Source organism: Aeromonas sp. 25-AL00135, assembly GCF_054052385.1.
The window spans coordinates 102348-128654 of the sequence record NZ_JBSTYQ010000014.1 but is presented as its reverse complement, the minus strand read 5'-3'; the positions used below and the strand labels follow the sequence as shown (position 1 = coordinate 128654).

The following is a 26307-nucleotide window of genomic DNA, read 5'->3' as shown; positions in this document are numbered from 1 at the left end:
TGTGCCAACGAGTACAACAAGAGCGACACCCGCCCCCGCAATCAGGCGGCAGACGGGTGTCGAAGAGAGTGACAAAGGCCCCGTGGCCTTCAATCAGAGCCAGCCGCGCTCTTTGTAGTAGCGGGCAGCCCCTTCATGCAGCGGTGCAGAGAGACCCACCTTGATCATGTCGGCCTCTTGCAGGTCGGCAAAGGCAGGGTGCAGGCGCTTGAAGCGATCCAGGTTGTCGAACACCGACTTGACCAGCTGATAGACCACTTCCGGATCGGTTTTGGCGCTGGTGGAGAGCACCGCTTTGCCACCGATGGAGGGGGTCGGCTTGTCGCTGCCCTTGTAGATGCCGCCCGGGATCTCGGCCTTGCTGTAGTAGCTCTTCTCGGCCAGCAGCTTGTCGATGTCGGCGCCGGTCACAGGTACCAGTACCGCATCTGTGGTGGTGGAGGCTTCCTGGATGGCACCGTTCGGGTGACCGACGAAGTAGCTCATGGCATCGATGTTGTTGTCACCGAGGGCGGAGGCCTGTTCGGCCGGTTTCAGCTCGGAGACCAGACCGAAGTCACCCTTCTTCCAGCCTTTGACCGCCATGATCTCTTCCATGGTGTCACGCTGGCCGGAGCCCGGGTTGCCGATGTTGACGCGCTTGCCCTTCAGGTCGTCGAAGCTGGCGATCTTGGCATCGCGGCGAGCCAGGATGGTGAACACCTCGCTCTGCAGGGAGAAGACGGCGCGCATATCGTCCATGGCCCCTTCGGCCTGGAACGGTGGCAGCCCTTTCATCGCCTTGAACTGGTGGTCGGATTGCATGATGCCGAAGTTGAACTCACCGCTGCGGATGCCGTTGACGTTGGCAACACCACCGCCACTGGCTGGGGCGTTGCACTTGATCTGGTGATCGGCGGCGCCGCGATTGAGGAAGCGGCAGATGGACTGGCCAGCGACATAGTAGACGCCGGTCTGACCGCCGGTGCCTATGGTCACGAAGCGTTCCTGCGCTTGTACCGGACCACCGAATGAAACACCGACCAGAGCCGCCGACAGGGCGCATGCCAAAGTTAATCCTTTCATTTTTTCTCCCTTTTCTTTGATTTTGTTTATCCGATCCCCGGATAAATTGATGGCAATCCCGTTCTGCGCCGGGCTTGCCCGCTCTTCTCGTTGCGCGAAAGCGGGGGAGTTGATCACCCCCTTTTCCGGCGGTCACCCTCATCCTGTGGTGAGGCCACCGACCTCCTGTCGGTCGAAGATAAATTGGCCCCTGAGGGGCCAAATAAAAAGTTGCAAGCACTCCGATTAAGCACATTCACCCAACATAAATCAAACGAAATGGCAAAATAGCGGAGTTAAATCTTGAGAAACATGACCTCGATCATTCATTTTCTTGCCGAAGATTAATTTGATATGGAGGGAAATGGAAGAGGGAAAAACTACGAGAGGATTCTTATGCGGCCCTTGAATAACAAGGGCCGGAGTCATGAGAGATCAGTTGGCCGGGGTGGCCAGATCCAGGATAAAGGCGTATTCCAGCGCGATATCCTCGTAGGCTTTGAAGCGGCCCGACTTGCCGCCGTGGCCGGCGTCCATGTCGGTGTTCAGTAACAACTTGTTATCATCCGTTTTCAGCTCGCGCAGCTTGGCGACCCACTTGGCGGGCTCCCAATACTGCACTTGCGAGTCGTGCAGCCCGGTGGTGACCAGCAGGTTGGGGTAGGCTTGCGCCTTCACCTGATCGTAGGGGCTGTAGCTCTTCATGTAGTCGTAGTAGCGCTTCTGGTTCGGGTTGCCCCACTCGTCATACTCCCCGGTGGTGAGGGGAATCGACTCGTCCAGCATGGTGGTGACCACATCGACGAACGGCACCTGCGCCACCACGCCGCGATAGAGTTCGGGCGCCTGATTGATGACGGCCCCCATCAACAGGCCGCCGGCGCTGCCGCCCATGGCGTAGACCTGATCTTTGGCACCGTAGCCTTGCTCAACCAGCGCCTTGGTGACATCGATAAAGTCATTGAAGGTGTTCTGCTTTTTCAGCAGTTTGCCATCTTCGTACCAGTGACGGCCCAGCTCTTCACCACCCCGGATATGGGCGATGGCGTAGACGAAGCCTCTGTCCAGCAGGCTCAGGCGCGAGCTGCTGAAGTCGGGATCCATGCTGGCGCCGTAGGATCCATAGCCATAGACCAGCAGCGGATTCTTGGGCGCATCGGCCTGCTCTTTCTTGAACTTGTCCTTGCGATAGACCAGCGACACCGGCACCGATACGCCGTCGCGGGCGGTCACCCAGAGCCGCTCGCTGGCGTACTGGTCGGCCTTGAAGCCGGCCACCGGCTGCTGCTTGAGCAGGGTGCGCTTGCCGCTCGCCATATCCAGCTCATAGGTGGAGGCGGGGGTTGTCATGGAGGAGTAGCCATAACGCAGGGCGCTGGTATCCGGCTCCGGGTTGTAGGCGAGCCAGGTGACGTAGGCTGGGTCGTCGAAGGCGATCTCCTTCTCGTCACCGCTCTGCCAGTTGATCTGGCGCAGTCGGGTCAGCCCCTTGTTGCGCTCTTCCAGTACCAGCCAATCCTTGAACAGGGCGTAGCTCTCCAGCAGCACGTCCGGATTGGGGGCAATCACCGCCTTCCAGCGATCGACCGGGCTCTCTTTGGTCTCGTAGAGGCCGAAGTTCTTGCCATCCTTGTTGGAACGCACATAGAAGCGGCCGCGGTAGTGATCCAGGCTGTATTCGTGATCCACCTGACGGGGCAGGAACAGGCGGGGGGCGTGCTCCGGCTGGTTGGCATCGATCAGCCGTGCTTCGCCGGTAGTCGTGCTGGAGAGAGCGATGACGATGAAATCTTCCGAGGTGGTGGCGTAGAGGCTGATGTAGAAGGAGTCATCCTTCTCCTCGTAGACCAGCTTGTCCGTGGCCGGATCCGTCCCGAGCGTGTGGCGATAGACCTGATAGGGCAGCAGGGTCTGCGGGTGCTTGCGCACATAGAAGACGGTCTTGTTGTCGTTGGCCCACACCAGATTGCCGGAGGTATTTTCCAGTTTGTCGGTGGCCCACTGGCCGCTCTCCAGATCGAGGAACTGGATCTGGTACTGACGACGGGAGAGGAAATCTTCCGCCACCGCCAGCCAGCGGTTGTTGCGGCTCACCTCAAGGGCGCCGAGGGCATAGAACTCGTGCCCTTCAGCCCGCAGGTTGCTGTCGAGCAGCAGGCTCGCCTGCTCTTCACCGAGCTTGGTGCGCGAATAGATCCCGTACTCCTTGCCCGGCTCATAGCGGGTCTGGTAGCGGTAGCCATTTTTCACATAGGGTACCGACTCATCCTGCTGGGGGATGCGGGCGACCATTTCCTTGTAGAGCTGTTCGCGCAGGGGTTGGGTCGGCTTGAGCATGGCCTCGGTATAGGCGTTCTCGGCCTTGAGATAGTCCAACACCTCGGGCTTTTGCCGCTCGTCGTCACGCAGCCAGTAGTAGTTGTCGATGCGGGTATCCCCGTGTTTTTTCAGAGTGCGGGGATGTTTAGGGGCCACGGGCGGCTGGATTGGATGTTCGCTTGTCAGCATGGCGGGCTCTTCATTGGCATAAGTGGGGGGGAGAACTGTCAGAAAGGCTAGCAGTAGAACTCCTCGGGAAAAGGTAAACATGTCGCATCCTTGGCGCTGGAAAGGGTTGGTAGACCTGAGCATCGGCTCCATGAATTGGCGTTAAATCTGCCCCTTGTTGCCGGTGGTTGCAAGCAATCCCTTGTTATTGCAGGAAATGTAATCAAAAAAAGCCGCTATCTCGCGATAGCGGCCCTCTTTCTGGCCATGAGCGGCAAGAGTCCGCTCAGGTGTGCCTCACATGATATGGGAGTGCCATCTCATGACCAGTTTTCGTCAGCCTGGGTAGCTCGACCAGCGGTTGGTCGCGCCCTCGTTGCTGATACTCAGTACCTCATAGGGATGGCCCGGAATATCCATGCCCGGCGCACTCTGGGGCATGCCCGGAATGGTCAGGCCACGGATCGCCGGTTTTTCCCTGAGCAGCTTCTGCACATCGGCGGCCGGTACATGCCCCTCGATCACATAGCCATTTACGATACCGGTATGGCAGGAAGCCAGTTCCGGCGCGATACCGTATTGCTGCTTCACTGCGCCGAGCTGTTCGGTTTCGATGACCTCCAGTTCGAAGCCATTCTGCTCCATGTGCTCGTTCCAGCTTTGGCAGCAGCCACAATATTTGGATTTGTAGACGGTCATCTTCTCGGCCGCGAGAGCCGAAAAGCTGACGGTACCGGCCAGCATGGCCAGTAACAGGGGTTTGTACATCACTCACCTCAGATTGAAAGAAAAGATGCCCGATACGGGATGCATTTCAGATCTGGGGGCGTGGGGGACGTTCGAGCCGCTCGCACGGGGCGTCCGGCATAAAGAGAGAGGGGGAGGCGAAGTCGGGTGTATCCGGTTCCAGCACGGCGACCGTCAGGCTGTCGCTGCCTACCAGCGTCATCGAGAGGGCGGTGGTAAAGCTGCCGCAGGGCATCGCTTTTTCCAGGGTACGCTCGCTCTGGCTGCAGTGGGTTGTCAGGGTGCAGAGGTCGGTTGCTGCCCGGCTGCCAAACGACATCAACACCAGCACCAGGCTCCACAAGGGGAGCCAGCGACGGGCGTGAGCGAGTTGGCGACGGGTGAGAACCATGGAATGACTCGAAAATAACAAGGGGCACATGGTAACCCTGTGCCCCGGGGGAGGGTCAAGCCCTCCCCATGGTGTCAGTCAGCCCGGATTAAGGTTGCTGACGGGTCGCCGCCAGCACTATCTCGCGCACGCAGACGTTGGCAGGCTGGTTCCAGGCGTAGAGCACGGCATCGGCGATTACTTCCGGCGCAATGACGCCACCCATCTGATCTTTCCAGTCGTGGTAACCGGCCTTGATGCTCTCGTCAGTGGTGTGGCTGAGCAGCTCGGTCTCGACCGCACCCGGGGCAATGGTCACCATACGCACGCCGACATCGGCCACCTCTTCCCGGATGTTCTCGGTCAGGGCGTGCACGGCGAACTTGGTGGCGCAGTAGGCAGCATGGTTCGGGAAGGTCTTGCGACCGGCGATGGAGCTGATGTTGATGATGGTGCCGCTGCGGCGCTCCTTCATGCCTGCCAGCACAGCGTGGACGCCGTTCAGCACCCCCATCACGTTGATGTTGAGCATCTGCTGCCATTCGGCGGGATCCTGCACATCGGCCTGACCCAGCAGCATGACACCGGCGTTGTTGACCATGCAGCCGACCGGGCCAAATTTGGCTTCTGCCTGCTGGACGGCGGCCTTCATGGCGGCGGTGTCGGTCACATCGACCCCGATGCAGAGGGTATCGGGCAGGTTCAGCGCCTGCATCGGCTCGACCCGGCGGGCCAGCAGCAGCAGCGGATGACCGGCGGCAGAGAAGGCACGGGCGATGGCGGCACCAATCCCGGCGGAGGCACCGGTGATCACGACGAGAGATTTGGACATGGGTCTTTCCTTCTGATTCAAGAGTCGGTTTGAGCAAACAGGTGGCTGGCCAGCACGGAACCCAATCACTATAGTCACTGTATCTATAAGTGATAAATATTGTTTTCCGCTGGTTATCATCTGAAAAAACTATGGTTGGTTTATGCTGGACTTGAGATTGCTGCGTTTCTTCATCGCCATCTATGAAGAGAAGAACATCACGGCGGCGGCCGAGCGCTGCCACGTCAGCCAGCCCTCCCTCTCGGCGGGGCTGCGCCAGCTGGAAGAGGCGCTCGGTGACAGCCTGTTTGTCCGGGGCAAGAAGGGGGTGGTGGCGAAAGATCCGGCCCACTATCTCTATCCTCACGCGGTCAAGCTGGTGGAGGAGGCGCGCCGTCTGCCGGAGCTGTTTCGCCAGAAAGCGACGCGTGCGAGGCTCAATATCGCCATCATGCCGGACTTGAGTCGCCGTCGGGTGGCTGGGCTGTTGCAGCAAGTGCAGGGCGTGCTGCCGCAGCTGGATCTCACCCTTTCCGACTACACTACGCCCGCCGACTGCCGCTTGACGCTGGATGCCTTGCGCCGGGAGGACGAGATCTTTCTGCCGCTGTGGGAGGAGGATTACGTGCTCTGCGTGCCGGTCGATCACCCTCTGGCCAGTCGCGAAAGGATCGAACTGGCCGAGCTGCAACATTATGATTTTATTGAGTGCCCGCCCTGCGAAGCTCATCAGCAGACTATCGGCCTGCTGGCCTGTGACCGCCTTACCCTCAATCTGGTGGCCAAGGCCGAGAGCAAGGGGTTGGTGATGGCGCTGGTGCTGGCGGGAGTCGGCATCAGTTTTCTGCCGGACGGGCTGGTGGAAGATGAGGCGGGTCTCTGTACCCTGCCGGTGAGCGGGCCGCGGATGTTTCGCCGGATCGGGCTCTGCTATCCCGCCCACCAGACCCTCAATCCGGCGCTGCGGGAGCTGATCCCCGAGTTGGCAGGCTATGGCGCTTCCTGATAAGGTCGCTCTCCTGTGCATCTTTACGATGCAGCTCCCCAGACTCCCCTTTTCTGTTTACCGCGCCTTGCACCGCAAGGCTTTGTTCGGGTGATGTGGTCATGAAACGCATTCTGGTTATTTTTTCCCATCCCGCGCTGCAGAGCTCGCGGGCCAACAAGCAGCTGTTGCAGGCGATTGAGGGGCTGGAGGGGGTCACGGTTCACGACCTATACCAGCACTATCCCGACATGTTCATCGATGTGAAGCGGGAGCAGGCGCTGCTCTCTGAGCACGATATCATCGTCTTCCAGCACCCGTTTTACTGGTACTCCTGCCCGGCCATCATGAAAGAGTGGATGGATCTGGTGCTGGAGTATGGCTACGCCTACGGTCCCGAAGCCTACGCCCTCAAGGGCAAGCAGTGGCTGAGCGCCATCACCACCGGCGGGGCTCCGGAGTCCTACTGCAGCGAGGGGTACAACAGCCGACCGTTGCTCGATTTTCTGCTGCCATTTCAGCAGGCGGCCACCTTGTGCGGCATGAACTGGCTGCCACCCTTCGTGCTGCACTCCTTTCACAAGATCAAGGATCCCGCCGCCCTGCGCCGCTGCGGGCAGGACTACCGCCAGCTGCTTTGCGCCTTGCGTGACGATCAGCTGACCCCGGAGCAACTGGCCGGGCGCCCTTATCTGCGCGACTTGCTGGAGGAGCTCTGATGAAACACGGGCAGCTTGCTGGCCGAGCTTATGAGCCGGATCAGATGTTCATGCGGAGGGCCGACTGATGGGCCACGGGATCCTGTTTGATGCCTTTATCTACCTCTCCGCCGCCGTTATCGCGGTGCCGCTCGCCAAGCGCTGGGGGCTGGGCTCGGTGCTCGGCTATCTGTTGGCGGGGATCATCATAGGCCCCTTCCTGCTGGGGCTGGTGGGGGAGCAGAAGGATGTGATGCACTTCGCCGAGTTTGGCGTGGTGCTGATGCTGTTTCTGGTCGGTCTTGAATTGCGTCCGGCCCTCTTGTGGCAGCTGAAGGGGCCGATCCTCGGCACCGGCGGCCTGCAGGTGCTGCTCACCACGGCGGCGCTGACCGGCGTAGCGCACCTGATCGGTCTACCTCTACAACAGGGGCTGGCTATCGGCCTCATTCTGGCGCTCTCCTCCACCGCCATAGTTCTGCAGAGCCTGCAGGAGCGCAAGCTGATGCAGAGCGAGAGCGGTCGCTCCGCCTTTGCGGTGCTGTTGTTTCAGGATATTGCGGTCATTCCGATCCTGGCGCTGCTGCCGCTGCTGGCCATGGCACCGGTCGCCAGCAGTGGTGGCTCCGAGCTGGCAGGTTGGCAGCATGGTCTGCTGGTAGTCGCGGCCATCTCCGGTATCGTGCTGGGTGGTCATTACCTGATGCGGCCGGTGTTTCGTGCCATCGCCCAGTCCCATATGCGGGAGATCTTCGTCGCCGCCGCCCTGCTGCTGGTGATCGCTATCGCTGTGTTGATGGAGTCGGTGGGGCTTTCGCCCGCACTTGGCTCCTTCCTCGCCGGTGTGGTGTTGGCCGACAGCGAATATCGCCACGAGCTGGAGGCAGACATTGAGCCGTTCAAGGGCTTGCTGCTCGGCCTGTTCTTTATGTCGGTGGGGGCGGGGATCGACTTCGGGCTGTTTGCCGAACACCCTTTCCTGATACCCACTCTGGTGGTTGGCCTGATGGTGCTTAAATGGCTGGTGTTGATGGCGCTCGGCTTCATCATCCGCATCTCGCCGAGCCAGCGTTGGACCTTCGCACTGGCGCTCGCGCAGGGCGGTGAGTTTGCCTTCGTGCTCTTCTCGTTTGCCGCCCAGAACCGGGTGCTGCCCGGCGAGACCATCTCCCTGCTGACGCTGGTGGTAGCGCTCTCGATGGCGCTCACCCCGCTGCTGCTGATCCTCAACGATCGGGTGATCCAGCCCTGGTTCGATTACCGTAACCAGAGCGACGCACCGCAGCATGAGCAACCTGAGCTGGTGGAGCATCCGGTGATCATCGCGGGCTTCGGCCGCTTCGGCCAGATCGTGGGGCGTCTGCTGCATGGTCACGGCATCGGCACCACCATCCTCGAGCAGGATGCCAGCCAGATAGAGACCCTGCGCAAGTATGGCTATCAGGTCTTCTATGGCGATGCCAGCCGGATCGATCTGCTCCATGCCGCCGGGGCACACAAGGCGAAGTTGCTGGTGCTCTCTATCAACGATCCGGCTACCTCGCTGGCGGTGATCGAGATGGTGCAGAAGCACTTCCCGCACCTGAAGATCCTGGCGCGAGCGCTGGATCGGCCTCATGCCCATGAGATCCTGCGCCACGGGGTTGAGAGCGTGCACCGGGAAACCCTGGGCTCTGCGGTCGATCTGGGGGTGGAAGCCCTGACCCAGCTCGGTTTTCGGGCCAACCAGGCCTGGCGGGCGGGGCAGACCTTCAAGCAGCACGATAACTGGCTGCTGCGCGAGCAGGTCAACTATCTGGACGACGAACACACTTATATCAACAAGAGCCTGCAATACCGGGAGATCCTCTCCGATCTGTTGCAAGACGACGAGGAGGGGCAGGAGCGTATCCATGCCCACAATTGGAATAGCGGGCTACCCGACGACGACAAGGAAGCAAAATGATTGCCTATTACCCCATGTTCAAACACCTGCATATGACGCTGGCGCTGGTCAGTCTGCTGCTCTTTATCTATCGCTGGAGTCTGGCGCTGGCCGGCAGCGCTCGGTTGCAGCAGAAGTGGCTGAAGATCCTGCCTCATATCAACGACACCTTCCTGCTGCTGTTTGGTGTGTTGCTGGCGGTGGCCTTGCAGTTGAGCCCGGGTCAACAACCCTGGCTGATGGCCAAGCTGATTGCACTGGTACTCTATATCGGTCTGGGTGTCATGGCGCTCAAGCGGCCGGCCCGCGGTCAGAAGCTGGTGGCCGGTGTGGCAGCACTGGCGGTATTTGGCTACATGGTCGGTGCGGCCATCACCAAGTCAGCCTGGTCGTGGCTGATGTGAGCAAAAGGGGAGAGTTATGCTCTCCCCTGAAATCATATTCTAAGATGAATTAATTAATCGGAGTTTTATGCTAACAATAAATCGCAACATAGAACTTTCATTTGAGGGATTTTTGGCTAATTTTAGCCTCTAGCGGCTCCTTTTTTGAGTGCATTGTCTTTGTAAATCAATTGGTTAGTGTGTTTTGTATGAAAATGGCGACAGTTGTCGCAGCAAAACTTGCGACATAGACTGTCGCAAGTCACGACTAGCATACAGTCAACGCTAAACCAGTGAAGGCAAGCACCATGAGCAAGAAGCTGTTACGACAACTGACCTTGGCGCGTTGCATCCCGCACCGCCCTTACAAGCTGACCGCCAGCCAACTCCAGGTAAAACTGGAAGAGGAAGGTATCCACGTCAGTCTGCGTACCGTGCAACGGGACCTGGAGGAGATGTCCGGCATGGGACTGTTCGACCTCACCTCGGACGAGCGCAGCAAACCCCATGGCTGGTGCTTCGAGCGCCACGGCCTCAACGACTTTGCCAATATCATGCCGCTCTCGCTGGCGGTGGCCCTGAAAACCTGGAGTGATCAGGCGAGCCAACTGTTGCCGGCGAGTGTACTGACCGAATTGAATCCGCTGGTCGACAAGGCGAGCCAGGTGATCCGCGACAGCCAGAGCGAACTGGCCGAACGCTGGCTGGAGAGTGTCCACCAGTCACCGCGCCCGTTTGCCGGCAACCCGGAGATCCGCCGCAGCACCCTGATCCGCGATGCGCTCTGGCGTGGTCGCAAGTTCAGTGCCGAGATCCAGCGCGTGATCAAAGAGCGCACCGTGTGGCTCTGCTACGACCGTATCAACCCGCTCGGCATTCTCAATCAGCCGGACGGTCCGATCTTGCTCTGCACTCTGTCCGAGCTGGATCCCAAGGTCTACGGCATTCCGTTTGACCATATCAAGAACGTGGAGCTGACCAACTTCAGCGCCACCCAGCCGAAGGATTTCAATATCCAGAAGCTGATCCGCGATCAGGGCTATCAGGATGTGAGCGGCCCGATCCGCTTCGTCGGCCGGATCGATGCCAACAGCCAGTCGCTGGTGGATAACCAGATCCCCGGCAATAATCCGCGCATGACCCGCTATGACAAGCGCAGTGTGGTGGTGGAGACAGAAGTGCAGGACACCCCGGAGTTTCGCAGCTGGTTGAACAACATCGGCGGTGAACTGGAAGTGCTGGCACCGGAATCGCTGCGCAAGGCCTATCTCAATCCGGCCAACCGCTTGAGCTGATTAAAAGATTGGAATGTTGAAGAGTCGAGCCTGGTCTCGGCTCTTTTTTTTGCGGTTTTTTTAAGCATATTTATTCAACTAATTTTTAAGTCTTAACGTCAGGATTGAACCGTTTTCCTGCCCCGTTTTTGGGGGCGAAACCCGTGTAAGAGATCTGCCATAGCGACTGTAAGAGGCTGGCGCTTTGAGCCGTACGCGAAGCCATGCCAGAATGATCGAGCTTTCCTGTGAAACTAAATAAATGGCTGATATTAAAGGATTAGTTTTTAAGTTCGTATTTTTGGATGGGAGCTGCATCGGATCTTTATCATTGGATGGCCCTTGTTCGGGGTGCGCATTTCCTTAGTATGGGTCTCACAAGGACGGAGCTGGTCCGGCAGGATGCAGGGCAGCGCATAAAGATGGAATAGTCCGCAGGATGTGGACAAGGGACACCTCAGGATGAGCTCGATAATCAGGATGATTATCGTCACGGATGAATAAAGGAACACCGCGGGATGCGGCAGGACACTCTCGGGATGGGAGCAGAACGAACGGAACCTCGTTCTTCAGGATGAACAGGACCTCGCCGGATGCGAGAGGAATACTTCAGGATGAAGTGAGATAACCCTGATGGTTATCTGTCAGGAAGACGCAAGGAACCCCACAGGACGTGGTAATGGACACCTCCAGGATGGAGACAGGGAAGCAGTTCAGGATGAATTGCTAGGCCAGGAACGCCGCAGGACACGCCAACGGATTGGAAAGGGGATATTCCAAAGGATTAGGATAACGTCAGGGATTGCAGGGAGCATTGCAGTTCTACGGACAGGACGACACGACTCTAGGGGACGGCTACCGCCGTCCCCTTTTCTTTTATGGTTTGTCCGAGAGATTGCCGCGCTGGGCGGCGTTGACGATCTCTTGCAGGCGCTGACGAATGTCGACCATGCCAAACACACCAAATATCAGCACAGTGACAAATTCGGCCTTGGTGACAGCGAAGTAGCGTTTGCAAGCCGCCTTGATCATGCTGGCCTGCAGCCAGTGCAGCAGGGCGACGATCACGCCGCAGACCGGCAGAAAGCCGTTGAGTTTGCCGGGCAGCGGGGCAATCAGGCTCATCAGCACGCCAAACCAGAAGAACAATATCAGCCCCATCGCCAACAGATTAAAGACTCGCTTCATTGTTTACCTCCCTTAGATAGAGTTGGTAGCAGACCTGATTTGATCGACCTGCTTGTCCTTGAGCCATTGTCCAAATTGACGGGGAGGGCCACTGCGCCCATCCCCCCCCTTTAAACTGCAGCGTCATTCTTGGTGTCCCGCAGATAGAGCTGGTAGCAGACCTGACCGGCCTGTTTATCCTTGAGTAGTTGCCAGCTGGCGGGCAGCGCCAGATCGGCCATTTCCTTCTCCCGCTCCAGATAGATGAGGGCGTCCGGCGCCAGCCAGCCGCGCTGCTCCAGCAGTTCGCACACTTGCGGCAGCAGCTCGCGGCGAAACGGCGGATCGAGGAACACCAGATCAAACGGCGTGGCCGGGCCTTGCAGCCAGCTCACTGCATCTGACTGGATCACCTGACCCTGGCTGCTGCCGAGGGCGGTCAGGTTCTTCTTGATCTGGTCAGCGGCCCCTTTGTCCATCTCGATCAGGGTCACCTGCTCGGCATAGCGCGACAGTGCCTCCAGTCCGAGTCCGCCGCTGCCGGCAAACAGATCCAGGCAGCGGGTGCCGCGAATGTGGGGGGCCAGCCAGTTGAAGATGGTCTCCTTGACGCGATCCGTGGTGGGTCTGAGCCCCTCCACATCCTTGACCGGCAATTTGCGGCCTCGCCACTGGCCGCTGATGATTCTTACAAAGCCCGATTTTCCTTGCGGGGCGGGACTCTTGCTCGGGTTGCTACGGCTGGATTTCACTCTGGGCATCGCGTTTCATCGTCAGAAAATAAAGTGGTAGTATAAGGCGGTTCATTTTTATGCCGACCCGCCAAGGGACGGCTATCTTAGCAGTCAGCCTTTGATGTGAGTATTTTTAGATGGCAAAAGGTTTGTTTTCCTGGCTGGGTTTCGGCCGCAAGAAAGAAGAGGCTGAGGCTGTCCAACCACAGACACCCCAAGCCACCCCCGTTACCGTTGAGCCCGAGGTCACTGCTACCCCCGCTCCCGTTTCCGATACAACTGTTTCCGATAGTACGCCGGCCGTTGCCCCCGAAGTGCCTGCCAGCGCACAGAATCCCGTTTTGCAAGATGATTGCTGCCTGCCGACCGAGCTGGACGACCACGGCCCGCTGGTGGTGGAGGAGTGCGCTTCCGATCTGGAGCCGGTGATCGTCAACGAAGCGCTGATCGCCGAAGAGGAGCGTGCCGCTGAAACCGCTCGCATTGCTGCCGAAGCCCGCGCTGCAGAAGATGCTCGTATCGCCGCCGAGGCTCGCGCCGCAGAAGAGGCCCGCATCGCCGCCGAAGCTCGTGCTGCGGAAGAAGCTCGCATTGCTGCCGAAGCCCGCGCTGCGGAAGAAGCTCGCATTGCTGCCGAGGCTCGCGCCGCAGAAGAGGCCCGCATCGCCGCCGAAGCTCGCGCCGCGGAAGAATCTCGCATTGCCGCCGAAGCCCGCGCCGCGGAAGAGGCGCGTGTTGCTGCCGAAGCTCGCGCTGCGGAAGACGCTCGCATTGCTGCTGAGGCCCGCGCTGCGGAAGAGGCGCGTATTGCCGCCGAAGCCCGCGCTGCGGAAGAGGCTCGTATTGCTGCCGAGGCTCGCGCTGCGGAGGAGGCTCGCATTGCTGCTGAAGCTCGCGCTGCGGAGGAGGCTCGTATTGCCGCCGAAGCTCAGGCAGCTGAAGAAGCCCGTATCGCCAAAGAGGCCCAGCGAGCGGAAGATATGCGCCTGGTCGCCGCGATGGAGGCTGAGGCCGCCGCCCTGGCAGCCCTGCCGCTGGCCGCCAAGGTAGACGACGACACCCAGGACAAACCGCAGCGGGAGGGCTTCTTTGCTCGTCTCAAGCGCAGTCTGGTGCGCACCAAGGAGAATATCGGCTCCGGTTTCTTCGGCCTGTTCCGTGGCAAGAAGATCGACGACGAGCTGTTTGAAGAGCTGGAGACCCAGTTGCTGACCGCCGATCTCGGCGTCGACACCACCACCCGCATCATCGAGGGGCTGGTGCAGCACGCGGATCGCAAGCAGCTCAAGGATGCCGAGGCGCTCTACGGTTTGCTCAAACAGGATATGGGCGAGATGCTGGCCAAGGTCGAGCAGCCGCTGATGATCGACACCAGCAAGAAGCCTTACGTGATCCTGATGGTCGGCGTGAATGGCGTCGGCAAGACTACCACCATCGGCAAGCTGGCCAAGCAGTTCCAGGCTGAAGGCAAGAGCGTGATGCTGGCAGCGGGTGACACCTTCCGTGCCGCTGCGGTCGAGCAGCTGCAGGTATGGGGCCAGCGCAACAATATTCCGGTGATTGCCCAGCATACCGGTGCCGACTCCGCTTCCGTCATTTATGACGCCATCGAGGCCGCCCGCTCCCGCGGGGCTGATGTGCTGATCGCCGACACCGCCGGTCGCCTGCAGAACAAGAGCAACCTGATGGAAGAGCTCAAGAAGGTGGTGCGGGTGATGAAGAAGCTGGATGAAGAGGCGCCCCACGAGATCATGCTGACGCTGGACGCCGGCACCGGCCAGAACGCGCTGAGCCAGGCCAAGCTGTTCAGCGAGGCGGTTGGCCTGACCGGCATCACCCTCACCAAGCTGGATGGCACGGCCAAGGGCGGCGTCATCTTCGCGGTGGCCGACAAGTTCCAGATCCCGATCCGCTACATCGGGGTGGGCGAGGGGATCGACGATCTGCGTCCCTTCGTTGCCAACGACTTCATCGAGGCGCTCTTCAGCCGCGATGAATAAGTCCGGCCGTGATGAGTCAGCTCAGCCGTGATGAGTAAGTGTTCCATGCCCCGACTCCGGTCGGGGTTTGTCAATTTCAGGGAACCGTTATGATTCGTTTTGACAAGGTCAGCAAGGTATACAGCGGCGGCCATCAGGCGCTGCAAAAGGTCAGCTTTCACCTGCGCAAGGGGGAGATGGCTTTTCTGACCGGGCACTCGGGGGCGGGCAAGAGTACCCTCCTCAAACTGATCAGCGTGATGGAGCGTCCGACCGATGGTCGCGTCTTCTTTCATGGTGATGATGTCAGCCATATCCAGCGCAGCCAGATCCCCTATGTTCGCCGCCAGATCGGGATGATCTTTCAGGATCACCGCCTGCTGATGGACAGAACCGTGTTCGACAACGTGGCGCTGCCGCTGGTGATCGATGGTTACAGTCATGCGGACATCAACAAGCGGGTGGCGGCGGCGCTGGACAAGGTGGGGCTGCTCGGCAAGGAGCGTTACCAGCCGCGCATGCTCTCCGGTGGTGAACAACAGCGGGTCGGCATCGCCCGTGCCATCGTCAACAAGCCGCCGCTGCTGCTGGCGGATGAACCGACCGGCAACCTGGATCCCCAGCTCTCCATGGATATCATGCGGCTATTTCAGGAGTTCAACAATTTTGGGGTCTCTGTACTGATTGCTACTCACGATCTGGGGCTGATCGCCCGCATGCGCTATCGCACCCTGACCCTCAAGGCGGGTCGCATGTATTCGGCCGGGGAGGAGCTCTGATGGCTATTGTTCGTCATAAACAACCACCGCTGCGTCGTCTGATGATGTACGGGGTTGACCATGTGCGGCAGGCGTTTGCCAGTCTCGGGGAGCTGTGGCGAAATCCGCTCGCCTCCCTGATGACGCTGGCGGTGCTCGGTGTCAGTCTGGCGTTGCCCTCCTGCTTCCACGTATTGTTGAAAAACGCCGAGGTGGTGGAGGGGAGCTGGCAGAACAGCTCCCAGATCTCCCTCTATCTGCGCAAGGATCTGCCGGAGCAGAGCATTCTCGATCTGCAGCACAGGATCCTGCTCTATCCCGAGGTGGATTCGGTCACTTACCTGAGCCGTGACGATGCGTTGCGGGAGTTTCGCGAGATCTCCGGCTTCGGCGATGCGCTCGATTATCTGGACAGCAACCCGCTACCGCCGGTGCTGAGCGTCATTCCGGATCCACGCTGGCAGAACCCTGAAGGGGCCGCCGAGCTGCTCAGCAAACTCAACAACGAGGTGGGGGTCGAACAGGGCAAGCTGGATCTGCAGTGGCTGACCCGGCTGCAGGGGATCATGAACCTGCTGCGCCACACCATTACCGGTATCGCGGTGCTGCTACTCTCCGCCGTGTTGCTGATCGTCGGCAATACCCTGCGTCTCAACATCCTCAACCAGCGTTCCGAGATTGAAGTGCTCAAGCTGGTGGGGGCGACCGACTCCTTCATTCATCGCCCTTTCCTCTATACCGGCATCTGGTTCGGGGTGATCGGCGGCATGCTGGCCTGGTGGCTGACCGAAGTGATGGTGATCTGGAGCGAAGGGGTGGTGAAGGAGCTGGCGGGCTTGTATAACAGTAACTTCCGGTTGGTTGGCATGGGGGCGGTAGACGGGATCAATCTGATCCTGCTGGGCGCCCTGCTGGGGCTGATTGCCTCCTGGTTCTCGGTCCATCGCCACATTCGCGACATCGAACCATCCTGATTACTTTGTCATCAAAGTAAATCGCTGGATTTTGAGAGGCGGATCAAGTAAAAGAGGGGCCGTTTCTGGCTTGGCCCCCATAGTCAGAGTATTCTGAATAACAATGATCTTCCGGATCTTCGCTAGATCCAGTGAACCTTCTGATTTATAAGCAGTCTATTAAAGCTGAAGCATTTATACGGGTGTGGCCCCTCTGCCTTGCTCGTCAGACTTGGCAAGCATGTGAAGGTTGCGAGCTCCGCAACAATGGACTTAGCATGCTACTTTTCGGGGGTCCTTCATTGTGACCCCCTTTTTTTGACTGTTCATTCATGATTCATCCTGCAGGCTTAAGATAAGCCGGTCTAAAACTGGGCATGTTCTTTGATACACGCCGCAGAATGGCATCCGGTCAGTAGACAGACCCTCTCAGGGTGTTAGACTGATTCGATTGAAAAGTAAGAGGTAACAGATGGGAACTTCATTGCAGCGCACTATGGCTCTGATTCCGCAAGGTAGTCTGGAAGGCTATATCCAGGCAGTAAACTCTATTCCTGTGCTGAGCGCAGAGGAAGAGCGTGAACTGGCTGAGCGTTTGCAGCAGGATGGCGATCTCGAGGCTGCCCGTCAGCTTGTTATGTCGCACCTGCGCTTTGTCGTTCATGTCGCCAAGAGTTATGCCGGTTACGGCCTGCCTCAGGCCGATCTGGTTCAGGAAGGCAACATCGGCCTGATGAAGGCGGTCAAGCGCTTCGACCCGACGGTCGGCGTGCGTCTGGTCTCCTTTGCCGTGCACTGGATCAAGGCCGAAATCCACGAATATGTCCTGCGCAACTGGCGCATGGTCAAGGTGGCGACCACCAAGGCCCAGCGCAAGCTCTTCTTCAACCTGCGCAAATCCAAAAAGCGTCTGGGCTGGCTGAACCACGAAGAGGTTCAGGCCGTGGCGGCCGATCTCGGCGTCTCTGCCGCTGACGTGACCGAGATGGAAGCGCGGATGGCCAACTACGATCAGGCGTTCGATCTGGTGGGTGATGATGAAGAAGAAGGCGGTTTCGCTCCTGTTCACTATCTGGAGGACAAATCCTCCGATCTGGCCGCGACCATCGAGAACGACAACTGGGACGATCATGCGACCCGTCGTCTGAGCTCGGCCCTCGCCACTCTGGATGAGCGCAGCCAGCACATCATCCGCGCCCGCTGGCTCGATGATGACAGCAAGACCACTCTGCAGGAGCTGGCCGATACCTACGGCGTCTCTGCCGAGCGTGTGCGTCAGCTTGAGAAAAACGCACTCAAGAAGCTGAAAGATGCCATGGAAGCCTGATGCTTCCTCTCATAAAAACAGGGCCTGATGGCCCTGTTTTTGTTTCGCAGGGATCTGGTCGGCCTTGCTTTGGTTACCCTTGAGTGTGTTATGTTGCCGCCACTGCCACATTAGGGAGAGCAGAAGTGAAACTGTTGAACGACCTGTTTACCAACAACCGTGAGTGGGCCGAACGGATCAAAGCCGAAGATCCCGCTTTCTTTGCCACTCTTTCTGCCCAGCAGGCCCCCGAATACCTCTGGATTGGTTGTTCCGACAGCCGGGTCCCCGCCAACCAGCTGATGGGCTTGCTGCCGGGGGATGTCTTCGTCCACCGCAACGTCGCCAATCTGGTGGTACATACCGATTTCAACTGCCTCTCCGTGCTGCAATACGCGGTAGAAGTGCTCAAGGTGAAGCACATCATCGTCTGCGGCCACTACGGTTGCGGTGGCGTCAAGGCCGCGATGCAGAATCAGGAGCTGGGTCTCATCGACAACTGGCTGCGCAACATCAAGGATGTCTACTTCAAATACGGTGAAGAGCTCGAGGCCATCGAGGATGAGCACGAGCGCTTCGACTACCTGTGCGAGCTGAACGTGGCCGAGCAGGTCGCCAACGTCTGCCACACCACCATCATCCAGAACGCCTGGCGCAAGGGGCAGGAGTTGGCCGTTCACGGCTGGATCTACGGGATCAAGGATGGCTTGCTGCATGATCTCGATCTCTGCATCAGCGGGCCGGATCAGATCCCCGATGTCTACCGCGCCTGGCCGGACATGCGTCCGCCCCACCGTCGGCGCTAGGGAGCTTCATGGTGGCGCCAGCCCTCTATCTGCAGATCAAACAGCATATTCTGGACGGGATCCGCGAACGCCACTATCAGGCGGGGGACAGGATCCCGACCGAAGCTGCCCTGTGCGAGCAGTTCACCGTGAGCCGGATGACGGTCAACCGGGCGTTGCGGGAACTGGTGGCGGAAGGGTGGCTGGTGCGTACCGCAGGTTCCGGCAGCTTCGTGGCGGACAGGCGCACCGAGTCGCCGCTGCTGGCTATTCGCAATATTGCCGACGAGATCGCCGAGCGTGGCAGTGAATACAGCGCCCGAGTGATCCGGCTGCAGCGACTGGCCGCTGACGAGAAGGTGGCGGTACAACTGGGGCTGCGGGTGGGCGCCCCCATCTTTCACAGCCTGATCGTCCATCAGGCCGATGGGGAGCCGTTGCAATTGGAGGAGCGCTTCGTCGATGCCGGGCGCTTGCCTGGCTATGGCGAGCAGGATTTTACCCAACAGACCCCCAACCGCTATCTGATGGATGTCTGCCCCCTCTCCGAGATGGAGCACGTGGTGGAAGCCGTGTTGCCCAGCGCCGGTGAGGCGGGATTGTTGCAGATCCGCGTAGATTCCCCCTGTCTGTTGTTGCACCGGCGTACCTGGTCGGAGGGGCATCTGGTCTCCTACGCCCGTTTGCTCTCCCCCGGTTCCCGCTACAAGCTCAGCTCCAAGACTCAGCTGGAATAAATGTCTATACAACTTGATTTTGCAAAGCCCACCTCTTGGTGGGCTTTTTTGTGCTTAAACTCTAAGTTTGATGCTGTTATCAGGATGTGAATTTCGCTCTTCCTTTCGTCATAGAGATCGACTATAAGAATATGTATATACATTTGAGGTCGCTATGAACAAGGAACTGTTGAACTGCGAGCGGGTCTGGCTCAACGTGACGCCCGCTACCCTGAATGATGAGCTGGCCGACTACGGCCTGCTGCCGCTCCACGCCATCGGCGTGAAGGATGGCAAGATCCACGCGCTGGTGCCGATGACCGAACTGAAGGGGCCGTATCCTGCTCACTGGCAGGATATGCGGGGCAAGCTGGTCACCCCCGGCCTTATCGATTGCCACACCCACCTCATCTTTGCCGGCAGCCGTGCCGAGGAGTTCGAGCTGCGCCAGCAGGGGGTGCCCTATGCCGAGATCGCCCGTCGGGGCGGTGGCATCATCAGCACGGTGCGTGCCACCCGCGCCGCCAGCGAAGAGCAGCTCTTTGAGCTGGCGCTGCCGAGGGTGAAATCCCTGATCCGCGAAGGGGTCACCACGGTGGAGATCAAGTCCGGCTATGGCCTGACGCTGGATGATGAACTCAAGATGCTGCGGGTGGCCCGCAGGCTGGGTGAGGCGTTGCCGATCCGGGTCAAAACCACTCTGCTGGCGGCCCATGCGGTGCCGCCGGAGTATCGCGACGATCCCGACAGCTGGGTCGAGACCATCTGTCAGGAGATCATTCCGGCCGCCGCCGAGGCGGGTCTGGCCGATGCGGTGGATGTCTTCTGCGAGCACATCGGCTTCTCGCTGGCCCAGACCGAGCAGGTCTATCTGGCGGCGGAGCAGTACGGCCTGCCGGTGAAGGGGCATATGGATCAGCTCTCCAATCTCGGCGGCAGCACGCTCGCCGCCCACTTTGGCGCCCTCTCGGTGGATCATCTGGAGTATCTGGATCCGGAAGGGATCCTGGCGCTGGCCCACCGTGGTGTGGTCGCCACCCTGCTGCCCACCGCCTTCTACTTCCTCAAAGAGACCAAGCTGCCGCCGGTTGCCGCCTTGCGCAAGGCGGGGGTAGCGATGGCGGTCTCCTCCGACATCAACCCGGGTACCGCCCCCATCGTCTCGCTGCGGATGGCGATGAACATGGCTTGTACCCTGTTTGGTCTGACGCCGGTGGAGGCCATGGTTGGGGTGACCCGTCACGCCGCCAAAGCGCTCGGCGAGCAGGATCGCCTTGGCCAGCTCAGGGTGGGCATGGCGGCCGATTTCCTGATCTGGCACTGCGCCCATCCGGCAGAGCTGAGTTACATGGTCGGTGTCGATCAGCTGGCAGGCCGCATCTTCAACGGCGAGGAGACCCTCCATGGATAAGTTCAACCCGGTCGATATGTCGCTCTGGCAGGGACGACAGGATCCGGAAGATGGCGAACTGGCCCTGCGTTGGCACGACAAGGTGCAGCCCTGGGCCGCCGGGGCACAAGAAGCAGCTGGTGTAGTGCTGCTCGGTTTTGCCTGCGATGAAGGGGTTCGCCGCAACAAGGGGCGCATTGGTGCTGCCGGTGCGCCGCTGGCGGTGCGCAAGCTGCTGGCCAACACCGCTTGGCACCTGAGTCGCCCCGTCTACGATGGTGGGGATGTGAGTTGCCCCGATGGCAATCTCGACGCCGCCCACGGCTATCTGGCCGAGCGGGTCGCCGCTGCGCTTGATCTGGGCCACTTCCCGCTGGTGCTGGGGGGCGGTCACGAGGTGGCTTTCGGTAGCTGGAGCGGCCTTAACAATCATCTGGGCGGCAATGGCAAGATAGGCATCATCAACCTCGATGCCCACTTCGACCTGCGGATGAAACAGGAGCAGGCCAGCTCCGGTACCCCCTTCTTCCAGATCGCCGAGCAGTGCACCGCTCAGGGCACGCCGTTTCACTACGCCTGCCTTGGGGTGGCCGAGACAGCTAATACCCAGGCGCTGTTTGCACGGGCCGACGAGTTGGGGGTCTGGTATGTGAAAGATGAAGCCATGAGCGAGCGTGCTCTGCCCACCTTGCTAAGTGGGCTGGACGCCTTTATCGCCCATTGTGATCACCTCTATCTGACCATCGATCTCGATGTGCTGCCTGGCTCCGTGATGCCGGGAGTGAGCGCCCCCGCCGCCCGCGGTGTGGAGCTGGCGGTGATCGAACCACTGATCGCCCATATCCGGGCCAGCGGCAAGCTCAGGCTTGCCGATCTGGCCGAGTACAACCCGACGCTGGATCAGGACAACCGCAGTGCCCGCGTGGCCGCGCGACTGGTTCATCTGTTGACCCGTTAACCCCTTTGGCCGCCCGTCGCCGAAGGCACCCTATTGATACAACAAGGAGTGTGTATGTCTGTGCAACAGCAGGATCCCCGTCATGATCCGAACCGCGTGATCCGTGCCCCGCGCGGCACCGAACTGACCGCCAAGAGCTGGCTTACCGAAGCGCCGCTGCGGATGCTGATGAACAACCTGGATCCCGAGGTGGCCGAACATCCCCAGTCGCTGGTGGTCTATGGCGGCATCGGTCGCGCTGCCCGCAACTGGGCCTGCTTTGACAAGATCGTCGAGGTGCTGACCCGGCTCGAGGAGGATCAGACTCTGCTGGTACAGTCCGGCAAGCCGGTCGGGGTGTTCCAGACCCACAAGGACGCACCGCGGGTGCTGATCGCCAACTCCAATCTGGTGCCGCACTGGGCCAACTGGGAGCACTTCAACGAGCTCGATAAGAAGGGCTTGATGATGTACGGCCAGATGACCGCGGGTTCGTGGATCTATATTGGCACCCAGGGGATCGTGCAGGGCACCTACGAAACCTTCTTCGCGGTGGCCAACCAGCACTTCAACGGCGAGCCCAAGGGGCGCTGGATCCTGACCGGCGGTCTGGGTGGCATGGGTGGCGCCCAGCCGCTGGCCGCTACCATGGCCGGCTTCTCGATGATCGCGGTGGAGTGCGACGAGACCCGCATCGATTTTCGTCTGCGTACCCGCTACGTGGACAAGAAGGCCCACAGCCTGGATGAGGCGCTGGCCATGATCGAAGAGGCCAAGCAGAGCGGCAGCGCCGTCTCCGTCGGCCTGCTCGGCAACGCCGCCGATGTGTTCGCCGAGCTGGTGGCCCGTGGCATCACACCGGATGTGGTGACCGACCAGACCTCGGCTCATGACCCGGTGCACGGCTACCTGCCGCAGGGCTGGAGCGTGGCCCAGTGGCGCGCGCTGCAAAAATCCGCGCCCCAGGAAGTGAACCAGGCCGCTCGCCACTCCATGGCCCGTCAGGTCGAAGCCATGCTGACCCTGCAAGCCCGCGGTGCGGCCACGCTGGATTATGGCAACAACATCCGTCAGATGGCGCTTGAGGAGGGGGTGAAAAACGCCTTCGACTTCCCCGGCTTCGTCCCCGCCTACATTCGACCGCTGTTCTGCGAGGGGATTGGCCCGTTCCGCTGGGTGGCCCTCTCCGGCGATCCGGAAGATATCTACAAGACCGATCAGAAGGTGAAAGAGCTGATCCCGGATGATCCTCACCTGCACAACTGGCTCGACATGGCCCGCGAGCGCATCGCGTTTCAGGGGCTGCCGGCGCGGATCTGCTGGGTCGGGGTCAAGGATCGGGTACGCCTTGGTCTGGCCTTCAACGAGATGGTGAAAAACGGTGAACTGAAAGCCCCCATCGTGATTGGCCGCGACCATCTGGATTCCGGCTCGGTGGCGAGCCCGAACCGCGAGACCGAGTCGATGATGGATGGCTCCGATGCCGTCTCCGACTGGCCGCTGCTCAACGCCCTGCTCAACACCGCCGGTGGCGCGACCTGGGTGTCGCTGCACCACGGCGGCGGGGTCGGTATGGGCTTCTCCCAGCACTCCGGCGTGGTGATCGTCTGCGACGGCTCCGATGACGCTGCCAAGCGGGTCGGTCGGGTGCTGCGCAACGATCCGGCCACCGGGGTGATGCGCCATGCCGATGCCGGCTACGAGATTGCCATCAACTGTGCCCATGAGGCGAAACTGGATCTGCCGATGATTGACGGCGCCAACGGTGTCAAAGGAAAGGTGTAACACCATGTTTGAATTGACTATTACTCCGGGCGAGCTGGATCTTGCCACCCTGCGCCGCGTCAGCCGCGAGCCGGTACATGTTTCACTGGATCCGGCCGCCCTGCCGGGGATCCACGCCTCCGCCGCCGTGGTTACCAAGGTGATCGAGCAGAACCGAGTGGTGTATGGTATCAACACCGGTTTTGGCCTGCTGGCCAACACCCGCATTCCGGTGGAGCAGCTGGATGAGCTTCAGCGTTCCATCGTGCTTTCCCATGCGGCAGGGATTGGCGAGTACATGGATGACGCCACCGTACGGCTGATGATGGTGCTCAAGCTCAACTCGTTGGCGCGGGGTTTCTCCGGTATCCGGCTGACGGTGCTTGAGGCCTTGATGACCCTCATCAACGCCGAAGTCTATCCGGTGGTGCCGAAGAAGGGATCCGTCGGTGCCTCCGGTGATCTGGCGCCGCTTGCTCATATGAGCTGCCTGCTGATCGGTGAAGGCAAGGCCCGCCACAAGGGCGAGCTGATCGACGCCGCCATGGCGCTGAAAATTGCCGGGCTCGAGCCCATCGCACTGGCGCCCAAAGAAGGATTGGCGCTGCTCAACGGCACTCAGGCGAGCACCGCCTTTGCGCTGGAAGGGTTGTTCCATGCCGAGGATCTCTACGCCGGTGCTATCACCATAGGTGCCATGAGTGTGGAGGCGGCCCTTGGCAGCCGTCGGCCGTTTGATGCCCGCATCCACGCGGTGCGCGGTCAGCGTGGCCAGATCGACGCGGCCGCCTGCTATCGCCACCTGCTGGTGGATGGCAGCGAGATCGGCATGTCCCACCACAATTGCGAGAAGGTGCAGGATCCCTACTCATTGCGCTGCCAGCCGCAGGTGATGGGGGCTTGCCTGACCCAGATCCGCCACGCCGCTGAGGTGTTGGTGTGCGAGGCCAACGCGGTCTCCGACAACCCGCTGGTGTTTGCCGATGACGAGGAGATCCTCTCCGGTGGCAACTTCCATGCCGAGCCGGTCGCTTTTGCCGCCGATAATCTGGCGCTGGCCATCGCCGAAATCGGCTCACTTTCAGAGCGGCGGATGGCACTGCTGATTGACTCGCGTATGTCCGGTCTGCCGGCGTTTCTGGTCAACAACGGTGGAGTGAATTCGGGCTTTATGATCGCTCAGGTTACCTCGGCGGCGCTGGCCTCCGAGAACAAGACTCTGGCCCATCCCGCATCGGTGGACAGCCTGCCTACGTCGGCCAATCAGGAGGATCACGTCTCCATGGCGACCTTCGCTGGCCGCCGGCTTGCCGATATGGCCGAGAATACCCGCGGCATTCTGGCGGTCGAACTGCTGGCGGCGGCACAGGGGCTCGATTTTCGCGCGCCGTTGCGTAGTACCGAGCTGATCGAGCTGGCCAAGGGACGACTGCGGGCAGAGGTGAGCTTCTACGACAAAGACAGGTACTTCGCGCCGGATATCGAGGCGGCCGCCGCCCTGCTGGGCCGTGCCAGCTACAACGACCTGATCCCGGCCGGGGTGCTGCCCAGCCTGTAAGCCTTGATCCCCTTTCTCCCCTGGCGGGAGAAGGGGGGGGGATGAGGGGGAGGCCGCTTCACTGGCGCCGGTGACCGCCGGGAGCAGATGATAAAAGACCGCCCAATCGGGTGGTCTTTGCGTTTCTGACGTTGGTTGAACGCGGTTATTCGTGTTCGAACATCAGGAACAGATAGACCACAAACAACACCAGATGGGTCGCTCCATGGAGCACATTGGTGCGGCCGCTGCTGAAGGTCACTTTACAGACCATCAGGGTCGTGACCAGCAGCACCATATCGGCGGGGGAGAGGCCGAGGCGTACCTCCTGATCCAGCATGGAGCCGATAAAGAGCACGGCAGGCACGGTGAGGGCGATGGTGGCCAGCACAGAGCCGAAGTAAAGGTTCATGGCCCGCTGCAGCTGATTATTGAAGGCCGCCTTGATGGCGCCGACTGCTTCGGGGGCCAGCACGATGCAGGCCACGATAAAGCCGCCCAGTGCTGCGGGCGCGTCCATGACATGCACCCCGTAGTTGATGGGGATGGCCAGGGTCTTGGCCAGCAGGATCACTACCAGCAGGTAGGCGAGCAGCAGGATGGTGTGATAGACGTTGCTCTGCAGCGGGCCGTGGTGCTCCTCGTAATCCTCGTGATCGCTGTCGACGAAGAAGTGGCTGTGGCTGCGGGTCTGGATCAGCAGAAAGACCCCGTAGAGCAGGATCGAGATGATGATCAACATCCACGACATGGCGCGCGACATACTGCCGATTGCACCACCCTCGGTGAAGTTGGGCAGCACCAGACAGAGCAGGGCCAGCGGGATGATGGCCACCAGATAGGATTTCACCCCGTCCAGATTGAAGCTCTGGGTGTGGTAGCGCCAGCCGCCAAACAGCAGGGTGAAGCCCACCAGACCGGTACTCACCAGCATCACTACCGCAAACATGGTATCGCGGGCCATGGTGGGGTTGGGCTCGCCGGTCAGCATCACCGAGGAGATCATCACCACCTCCAGCGAGATGACCGAGAGGGTGAGGATCAGGGTGCCGAAGGGCTCGCCCAGCTTGATGGCGAGGGCATCGGAGTGACGCACGACCGAGAAGATGGCCCAGGTGACGATGGCCAGTAATGCCGCAGAAACCGGAAGATAGATCACGAGCGGAGTTGTCTCTGTCAGCAGGTCACTGCCCAGGGTCTTGAAAAAGAGCAGGGTCAGCAGGCCAACGGGCAGGGCAATCTCTTGCCGGATAACTGTCTTCATAGGCAATGGTTCTCTATTGGGGGTCTTGACGACCGGATGACATAAACAGGCTGCACGGTTATCGGTTGCGCAATAACCGGCTCCTTATGATAAGGGTTGTTATCCCTGTCAGGGCAGATCATTTTGTTGCTGAATGTAAATAAAGGGTGGCAGGAGACGGTTTGATTTCACCATGGCGCCGGGCTAAGGCCAGTAGGGGGATTTACCCGCCTGATGGCCGAAGCGCTACCGCCAGCATCAACCTGATGATGTCGAGCCGCTGGCCAAACCGTTTCGCGGCCAAATCCTGCCAGA

General features: G+C 60.1%; 23 protein-coding genes. 15 read left to right on the top strand and 8 right to left on the bottom strand.

Going from position 1 to position 26307, the window contains the following annotated elements:
* Nucleotides 1-93: 93 nt before the first annotated feature.
* The 5 genes from ACW5XC_RS14415 to ACW5XC_RS14395 all read right to left on the bottom strand — a co-directional run bounded on the left by ACW5XC_RS14415 (nt 94) and on the right by ACW5XC_RS14395 (nt 5480).
* The gene (locus ACW5XC_RS14415; protein WP_042052531.1) at nt 94-1065 is read right to left on the bottom strand and encodes a TAXI family TRAP transporter solute-binding subunit; all 972 of its coding nucleotides are present in this window, start codon (nt 1063-1065) and stop codon (nt 94-96) included.
* Between the two features lie 414 nt (nt 1066-1479).
* Nucleotides 1480-3633, bottom strand: coding sequence for a S9 family peptidase (locus tag ACW5XC_RS14410; RefSeq protein WP_042052532.1), 2154 nt, complete (start codon nt 3631-3633; stop codon nt 1480-1482).
* Nucleotides 3634-3867: 234 nt separating this feature from the next.
* The gene (locus tag ACW5XC_RS14405) at nt 3868-4299 is read right to left on the bottom strand and encodes a DUF411 domain-containing protein (protein ID WP_005339953.1); all 432 of its coding nucleotides are present in this window, start codon (nt 4297-4299) and stop codon (nt 3868-3870) included.
* Between the two features lie 46 nt (nt 4300-4345).
* Complete coding sequence (locus tag ACW5XC_RS14400) at nt 4346-4669, bottom strand: hypothetical protein (RefSeq protein ID WP_021231559.1); 324 nt, start codon at nt 4667-4669, stop codon at nt 4346-4348.
* A gap of 88 nt (nt 4670-4757) precedes the next feature.
* Nucleotides 4758-5480 (bottom strand): SDR family oxidoreductase, encoded by a 723-nt coding sequence (locus tag ACW5XC_RS14395; protein ID WP_005348556.1) that lies wholly within the window; start codon nt 5478-5480, stop codon nt 4758-4760.
* A 142-nt stretch (nt 5481-5622) separates the two neighbouring features.
* On the opposite strand from ACW5XC_RS14395, the gene ACW5XC_RS14390 reads away from it, so the two are divergent.
* The 5 genes from ACW5XC_RS14390 to ACW5XC_RS14370 all read left to right on the top strand — a co-directional run bounded on the left by ACW5XC_RS14390 (nt 5623) and on the right by ACW5XC_RS14370 (nt 10744).
* Nucleotides 5623-6465 (top strand): LysR family transcriptional regulator, encoded by an 843-nt coding sequence (locus ACW5XC_RS14390; RefSeq protein ID WP_005342847.1) that lies wholly within the window; start codon nt 5623-5625, stop codon nt 6463-6465.
* Nucleotides 6466-6566: 101 nt separating this feature from the next.
* Entirely contained in the window at nt 6567-7163 is a 597-nt protein-coding gene (kefF, locus tag ACW5XC_RS14385; RefSeq protein ID WP_042052533.1) for a glutathione-regulated potassium-efflux system oxidoreductase KefF, read from the top strand.
* Nucleotides 7164-7230: 67 nt separating this feature from the next.
* Complete coding sequence (locus ACW5XC_RS14380) at nt 7231-9087, top strand: monovalent cation:proton antiporter-2 (CPA2) family protein (protein ID WP_042052534.1); 1857 nt, start codon at nt 7231-7233, stop codon at nt 9085-9087.
* Entirely contained in the window at nt 9084-9470 is a 387-nt protein-coding gene (locus ACW5XC_RS14375; protein WP_042052535.1) for a SirB2 family protein, read from the top strand. The genes ACW5XC_RS14380 and ACW5XC_RS14375 overlap by 4 nt, the downstream gene beginning before the upstream one ends.
* Nucleotides 9471-9757: 287 nt before the next feature.
* On the top strand, nt 9758-10744 hold the full coding sequence (locus ACW5XC_RS14370) for a helix-turn-helix transcriptional regulator (protein WP_005339987.1): 987 nt from the start codon (nt 9758-9760) through the stop codon (nt 10742-10744).
* Nucleotides 10745-11599: 855 nt separating this feature from the next.
* On the opposite strand, the gene ACW5XC_RS14365 is transcribed toward ACW5XC_RS14370, so the two are convergent.
* Nucleotides 11600-11911: a DUF1145 domain-containing protein gene (locus ACW5XC_RS14365; protein ID WP_042052536.1), complete on the bottom strand. Its 312-nt coding sequence runs from the start codon at nt 11909-11911 to the stop codon at nt 11600-11602.
* A 110-nt stretch (nt 11912-12021) separates the two neighbouring features.
* Nucleotides 12022-12651 carry a 16S rRNA (guanine(966)-N(2))-methyltransferase RsmD gene (gene rsmD, locus ACW5XC_RS14360; RefSeq protein WP_021231566.1) on the bottom strand — a complete coding sequence of 210 codons (630 nt, stop codon included), beginning with the start codon at nt 12649-12651 and terminating at the stop codon, nt 12022-12024.
* Between the two features lie 110 nt (nt 12652-12761).
* Here rsmD and ftsY point away from each other — a divergent pair, with 110 nt between their 5' ends.
* The 10 genes from ftsY to hutH all read left to right on the top strand — a co-directional run bounded on the left by ftsY (nt 12762) and on the right by hutH (nt 24770).
* Nucleotides 12762-14624 carry a signal recognition particle-docking protein FtsY gene (ftsY, locus tag ACW5XC_RS14355; RefSeq protein ID WP_052451188.1) on the top strand — a complete coding sequence of 621 codons (1863 nt, stop codon included), beginning with the start codon at nt 12762-12764 and terminating at the stop codon, nt 14622-14624.
* 89 nt (nt 14625-14713) lie between these two features.
* A complete protein-coding gene (ftsE, locus tag ACW5XC_RS14350; RefSeq protein ID WP_005339995.1) occupies nt 14714-15382 on the top strand; it encodes a cell division ATP-binding protein FtsE in 669 nt (222 codons plus the stop codon).
* Nucleotides 15382-16335, top strand: coding sequence for a permease-like cell division protein FtsX (gene ftsX, locus ACW5XC_RS14345; RefSeq protein WP_042052537.1), 954 nt, complete (start codon nt 15382-15384; stop codon nt 16333-16335). Before ftsE ends, ftsX begins: the two co-directional genes overlap by 1 nt.
* A 451-nt stretch (nt 16336-16786) precedes the next feature.
* Nucleotides 16787-17641, top strand: coding sequence for an RNA polymerase sigma factor RpoH (gene rpoH, locus ACW5XC_RS14340; RefSeq protein WP_005339997.1), 855 nt, complete (start codon nt 16787-16789; stop codon nt 17639-17641).
* Between the two features lie 125 nt (nt 17642-17766).
* Nucleotides 17767-18426 carry a carbonate dehydratase gene (can, locus tag ACW5XC_RS14335; protein WP_005339998.1) on the top strand — a complete coding sequence of 220 codons (660 nt, stop codon included), beginning with the start codon at nt 17767-17769 and terminating at the stop codon, nt 18424-18426.
* Between the two features lie 11 nt (nt 18427-18437).
* Nucleotides 18438-19142, top strand: coding sequence for a histidine utilization repressor (gene hutC / locus ACW5XC_RS14330; RefSeq protein WP_026035093.1), 705 nt, complete (start codon nt 18438-18440; stop codon nt 19140-19142).
* Between the two features lie 154 nt (nt 19143-19296).
* Nucleotides 19297-20532, top strand: coding sequence for an imidazolonepropionase (hutI, locus tag ACW5XC_RS14325; protein ID WP_042052538.1), 1236 nt, complete (start codon nt 19297-19299; stop codon nt 20530-20532).
* The gene (gene hutG, locus ACW5XC_RS14320; RefSeq protein ID WP_042052539.1) at nt 20525-21469 is read left to right on the top strand and encodes a formimidoylglutamase; all 945 of its coding nucleotides are present in this window, start codon (nt 20525-20527) and stop codon (nt 21467-21469) included. The genes hutI and hutG overlap by 8 nt, the downstream gene beginning before the upstream one ends.
* 54 nt (nt 21470-21523) lie before the next feature.
* Nucleotides 21524-23233 (top strand): urocanate hydratase, encoded by a 1710-nt coding sequence (hutU, locus tag ACW5XC_RS14315; protein ID WP_042052540.1) that lies wholly within the window; start codon nt 21524-21526, stop codon nt 23231-23233.
* A 4-nt stretch (nt 23234-23237) separates the two neighbouring features.
* Nucleotides 23238-24770 (top strand): histidine ammonia-lyase, encoded by a 1533-nt coding sequence (gene hutH, locus ACW5XC_RS14310; protein ID WP_042052541.1) that lies wholly within the window; start codon nt 23238-23240, stop codon nt 24768-24770.
* 145 nt (nt 24771-24915) lie between these two features.
* Here the strand turns inward: hutH and ACW5XC_RS14305 are convergent, their stop codons facing one another.
* A complete protein-coding gene (locus tag ACW5XC_RS14305; protein WP_042052542.1) occupies nt 24916-26013 on the bottom strand; it encodes a calcium:proton antiporter in 1098 nt (365 codons plus the stop codon).
* Nucleotides 26014-26307 lie beyond the last annotated feature (294 nt).

Coding starts and splice junctions, on each gene's coding strand:
- hutI (WP_042052538.1), top strand. CDS start 19,297: ATGAACAAGGAACTGTTGAACTGCGAGCGGGTCTGGCTCAACGTGACG.
- rsmD (WP_021231566.1), bottom strand. CDS start 12,651: ATGCCCAGAGTGAAATCCAGCCGTAGCAACCCGAGCAAGAGTCCCGCC.
- ACW5XC_RS14415 (WP_042052531.1), bottom strand. CDS start 1,065: ATGAAAGGATTAACTTTGGCATGCGCCCTGTCGGCGGCTCTGGTCGGT.
- hutH (WP_042052541.1), top strand. CDS start 23,238: ATGTTTGAATTGACTATTACTCCGGGCGAGCTGGATCTTGCCACCCTG.
- ACW5XC_RS14365 (WP_042052536.1), bottom strand. CDS start 11,911: ATGAAGCGAGTCTTTAATCTGTTGGCGATGGGGCTGATATTGTTCTTC.
- ACW5XC_RS14390 (WP_005342847.1), top strand. CDS start 5,623: ATGCTGGACTTGAGATTGCTGCGTTTCTTCATCGCCATCTATGAAGAG.
- hutU (WP_042052540.1), top strand. CDS start 21,524: ATGTCTGTGCAACAGCAGGATCCCCGTCATGATCCGAACCGCGTGATC.
- hutG (WP_042052539.1), top strand. CDS start 20,525: ATGGATAAGTTCAACCCGGTCGATATGTCGCTCTGGCAGGGACGACAG.
- ACW5XC_RS14370 (WP_005339987.1), top strand. CDS start 9,758: ATGAGCAAGAAGCTGTTACGACAACTGACCTTGGCGCGTTGCATCCCG.
- ACW5XC_RS14375 (WP_042052535.1), top strand. CDS start 9,084: ATGATTGCCTATTACCCCATGTTCAAACACCTGCATATGACGCTGGCG.
- ACW5XC_RS14380 (WP_042052534.1), top strand. CDS start 7,231: ATGGGCCACGGGATCCTGTTTGATGCCTTTATCTACCTCTCCGCCGCC.
- ACW5XC_RS14395 (WP_005348556.1), bottom strand. CDS start 5,480: ATGTCCAAATCTCTCGTCGTGATCACCGGTGCCTCCGCCGGGATTGGT.
- ACW5XC_RS14305 (WP_042052542.1), bottom strand. CDS start 26,013: ATGAAGACAGTTATCCGGCAAGAGATTGCCCTGCCCGTTGGCCTGCTG.
- ftsX (WP_042052537.1), top strand. CDS start 15,382: ATGGCTATTGTTCGTCATAAACAACCACCGCTGCGTCGTCTGATGATG.
- kefF (WP_042052533.1), top strand. CDS start 6,567: ATGAAACGCATTCTGGTTATTTTTTCCCATCCCGCGCTGCAGAGCTCG.
- ftsE (WP_005339995.1), top strand. CDS start 14,714: ATGATTCGTTTTGACAAGGTCAGCAAGGTATACAGCGGCGGCCATCAG.
- ACW5XC_RS14400 (WP_021231559.1), bottom strand. CDS start 4,669: ATGGTTCTCACCCGTCGCCAACTCGCTCACGCCCGTCGCTGGCTCCCC.
- ACW5XC_RS14405 (WP_005339953.1), bottom strand. CDS start 4,299: ATGTACAAACCCCTGTTACTGGCCATGCTGGCCGGTACCGTCAGCTTT.
- ftsY (WP_052451188.1), top strand. CDS start 12,762: ATGGCAAAAGGTTTGTTTTCCTGGCTGGGTTTCGGCCGCAAGAAAGAA.
- rpoH (WP_005339997.1), top strand. CDS start 16,787: ATGGGAACTTCATTGCAGCGCACTATGGCTCTGATTCCGCAAGGTAGT.
- ACW5XC_RS14410 (WP_042052532.1), bottom strand. CDS start 3,633: ATGTTTACCTTTTCCCGAGGAGTTCTACTGCTAGCCTTTCTGACAGTT.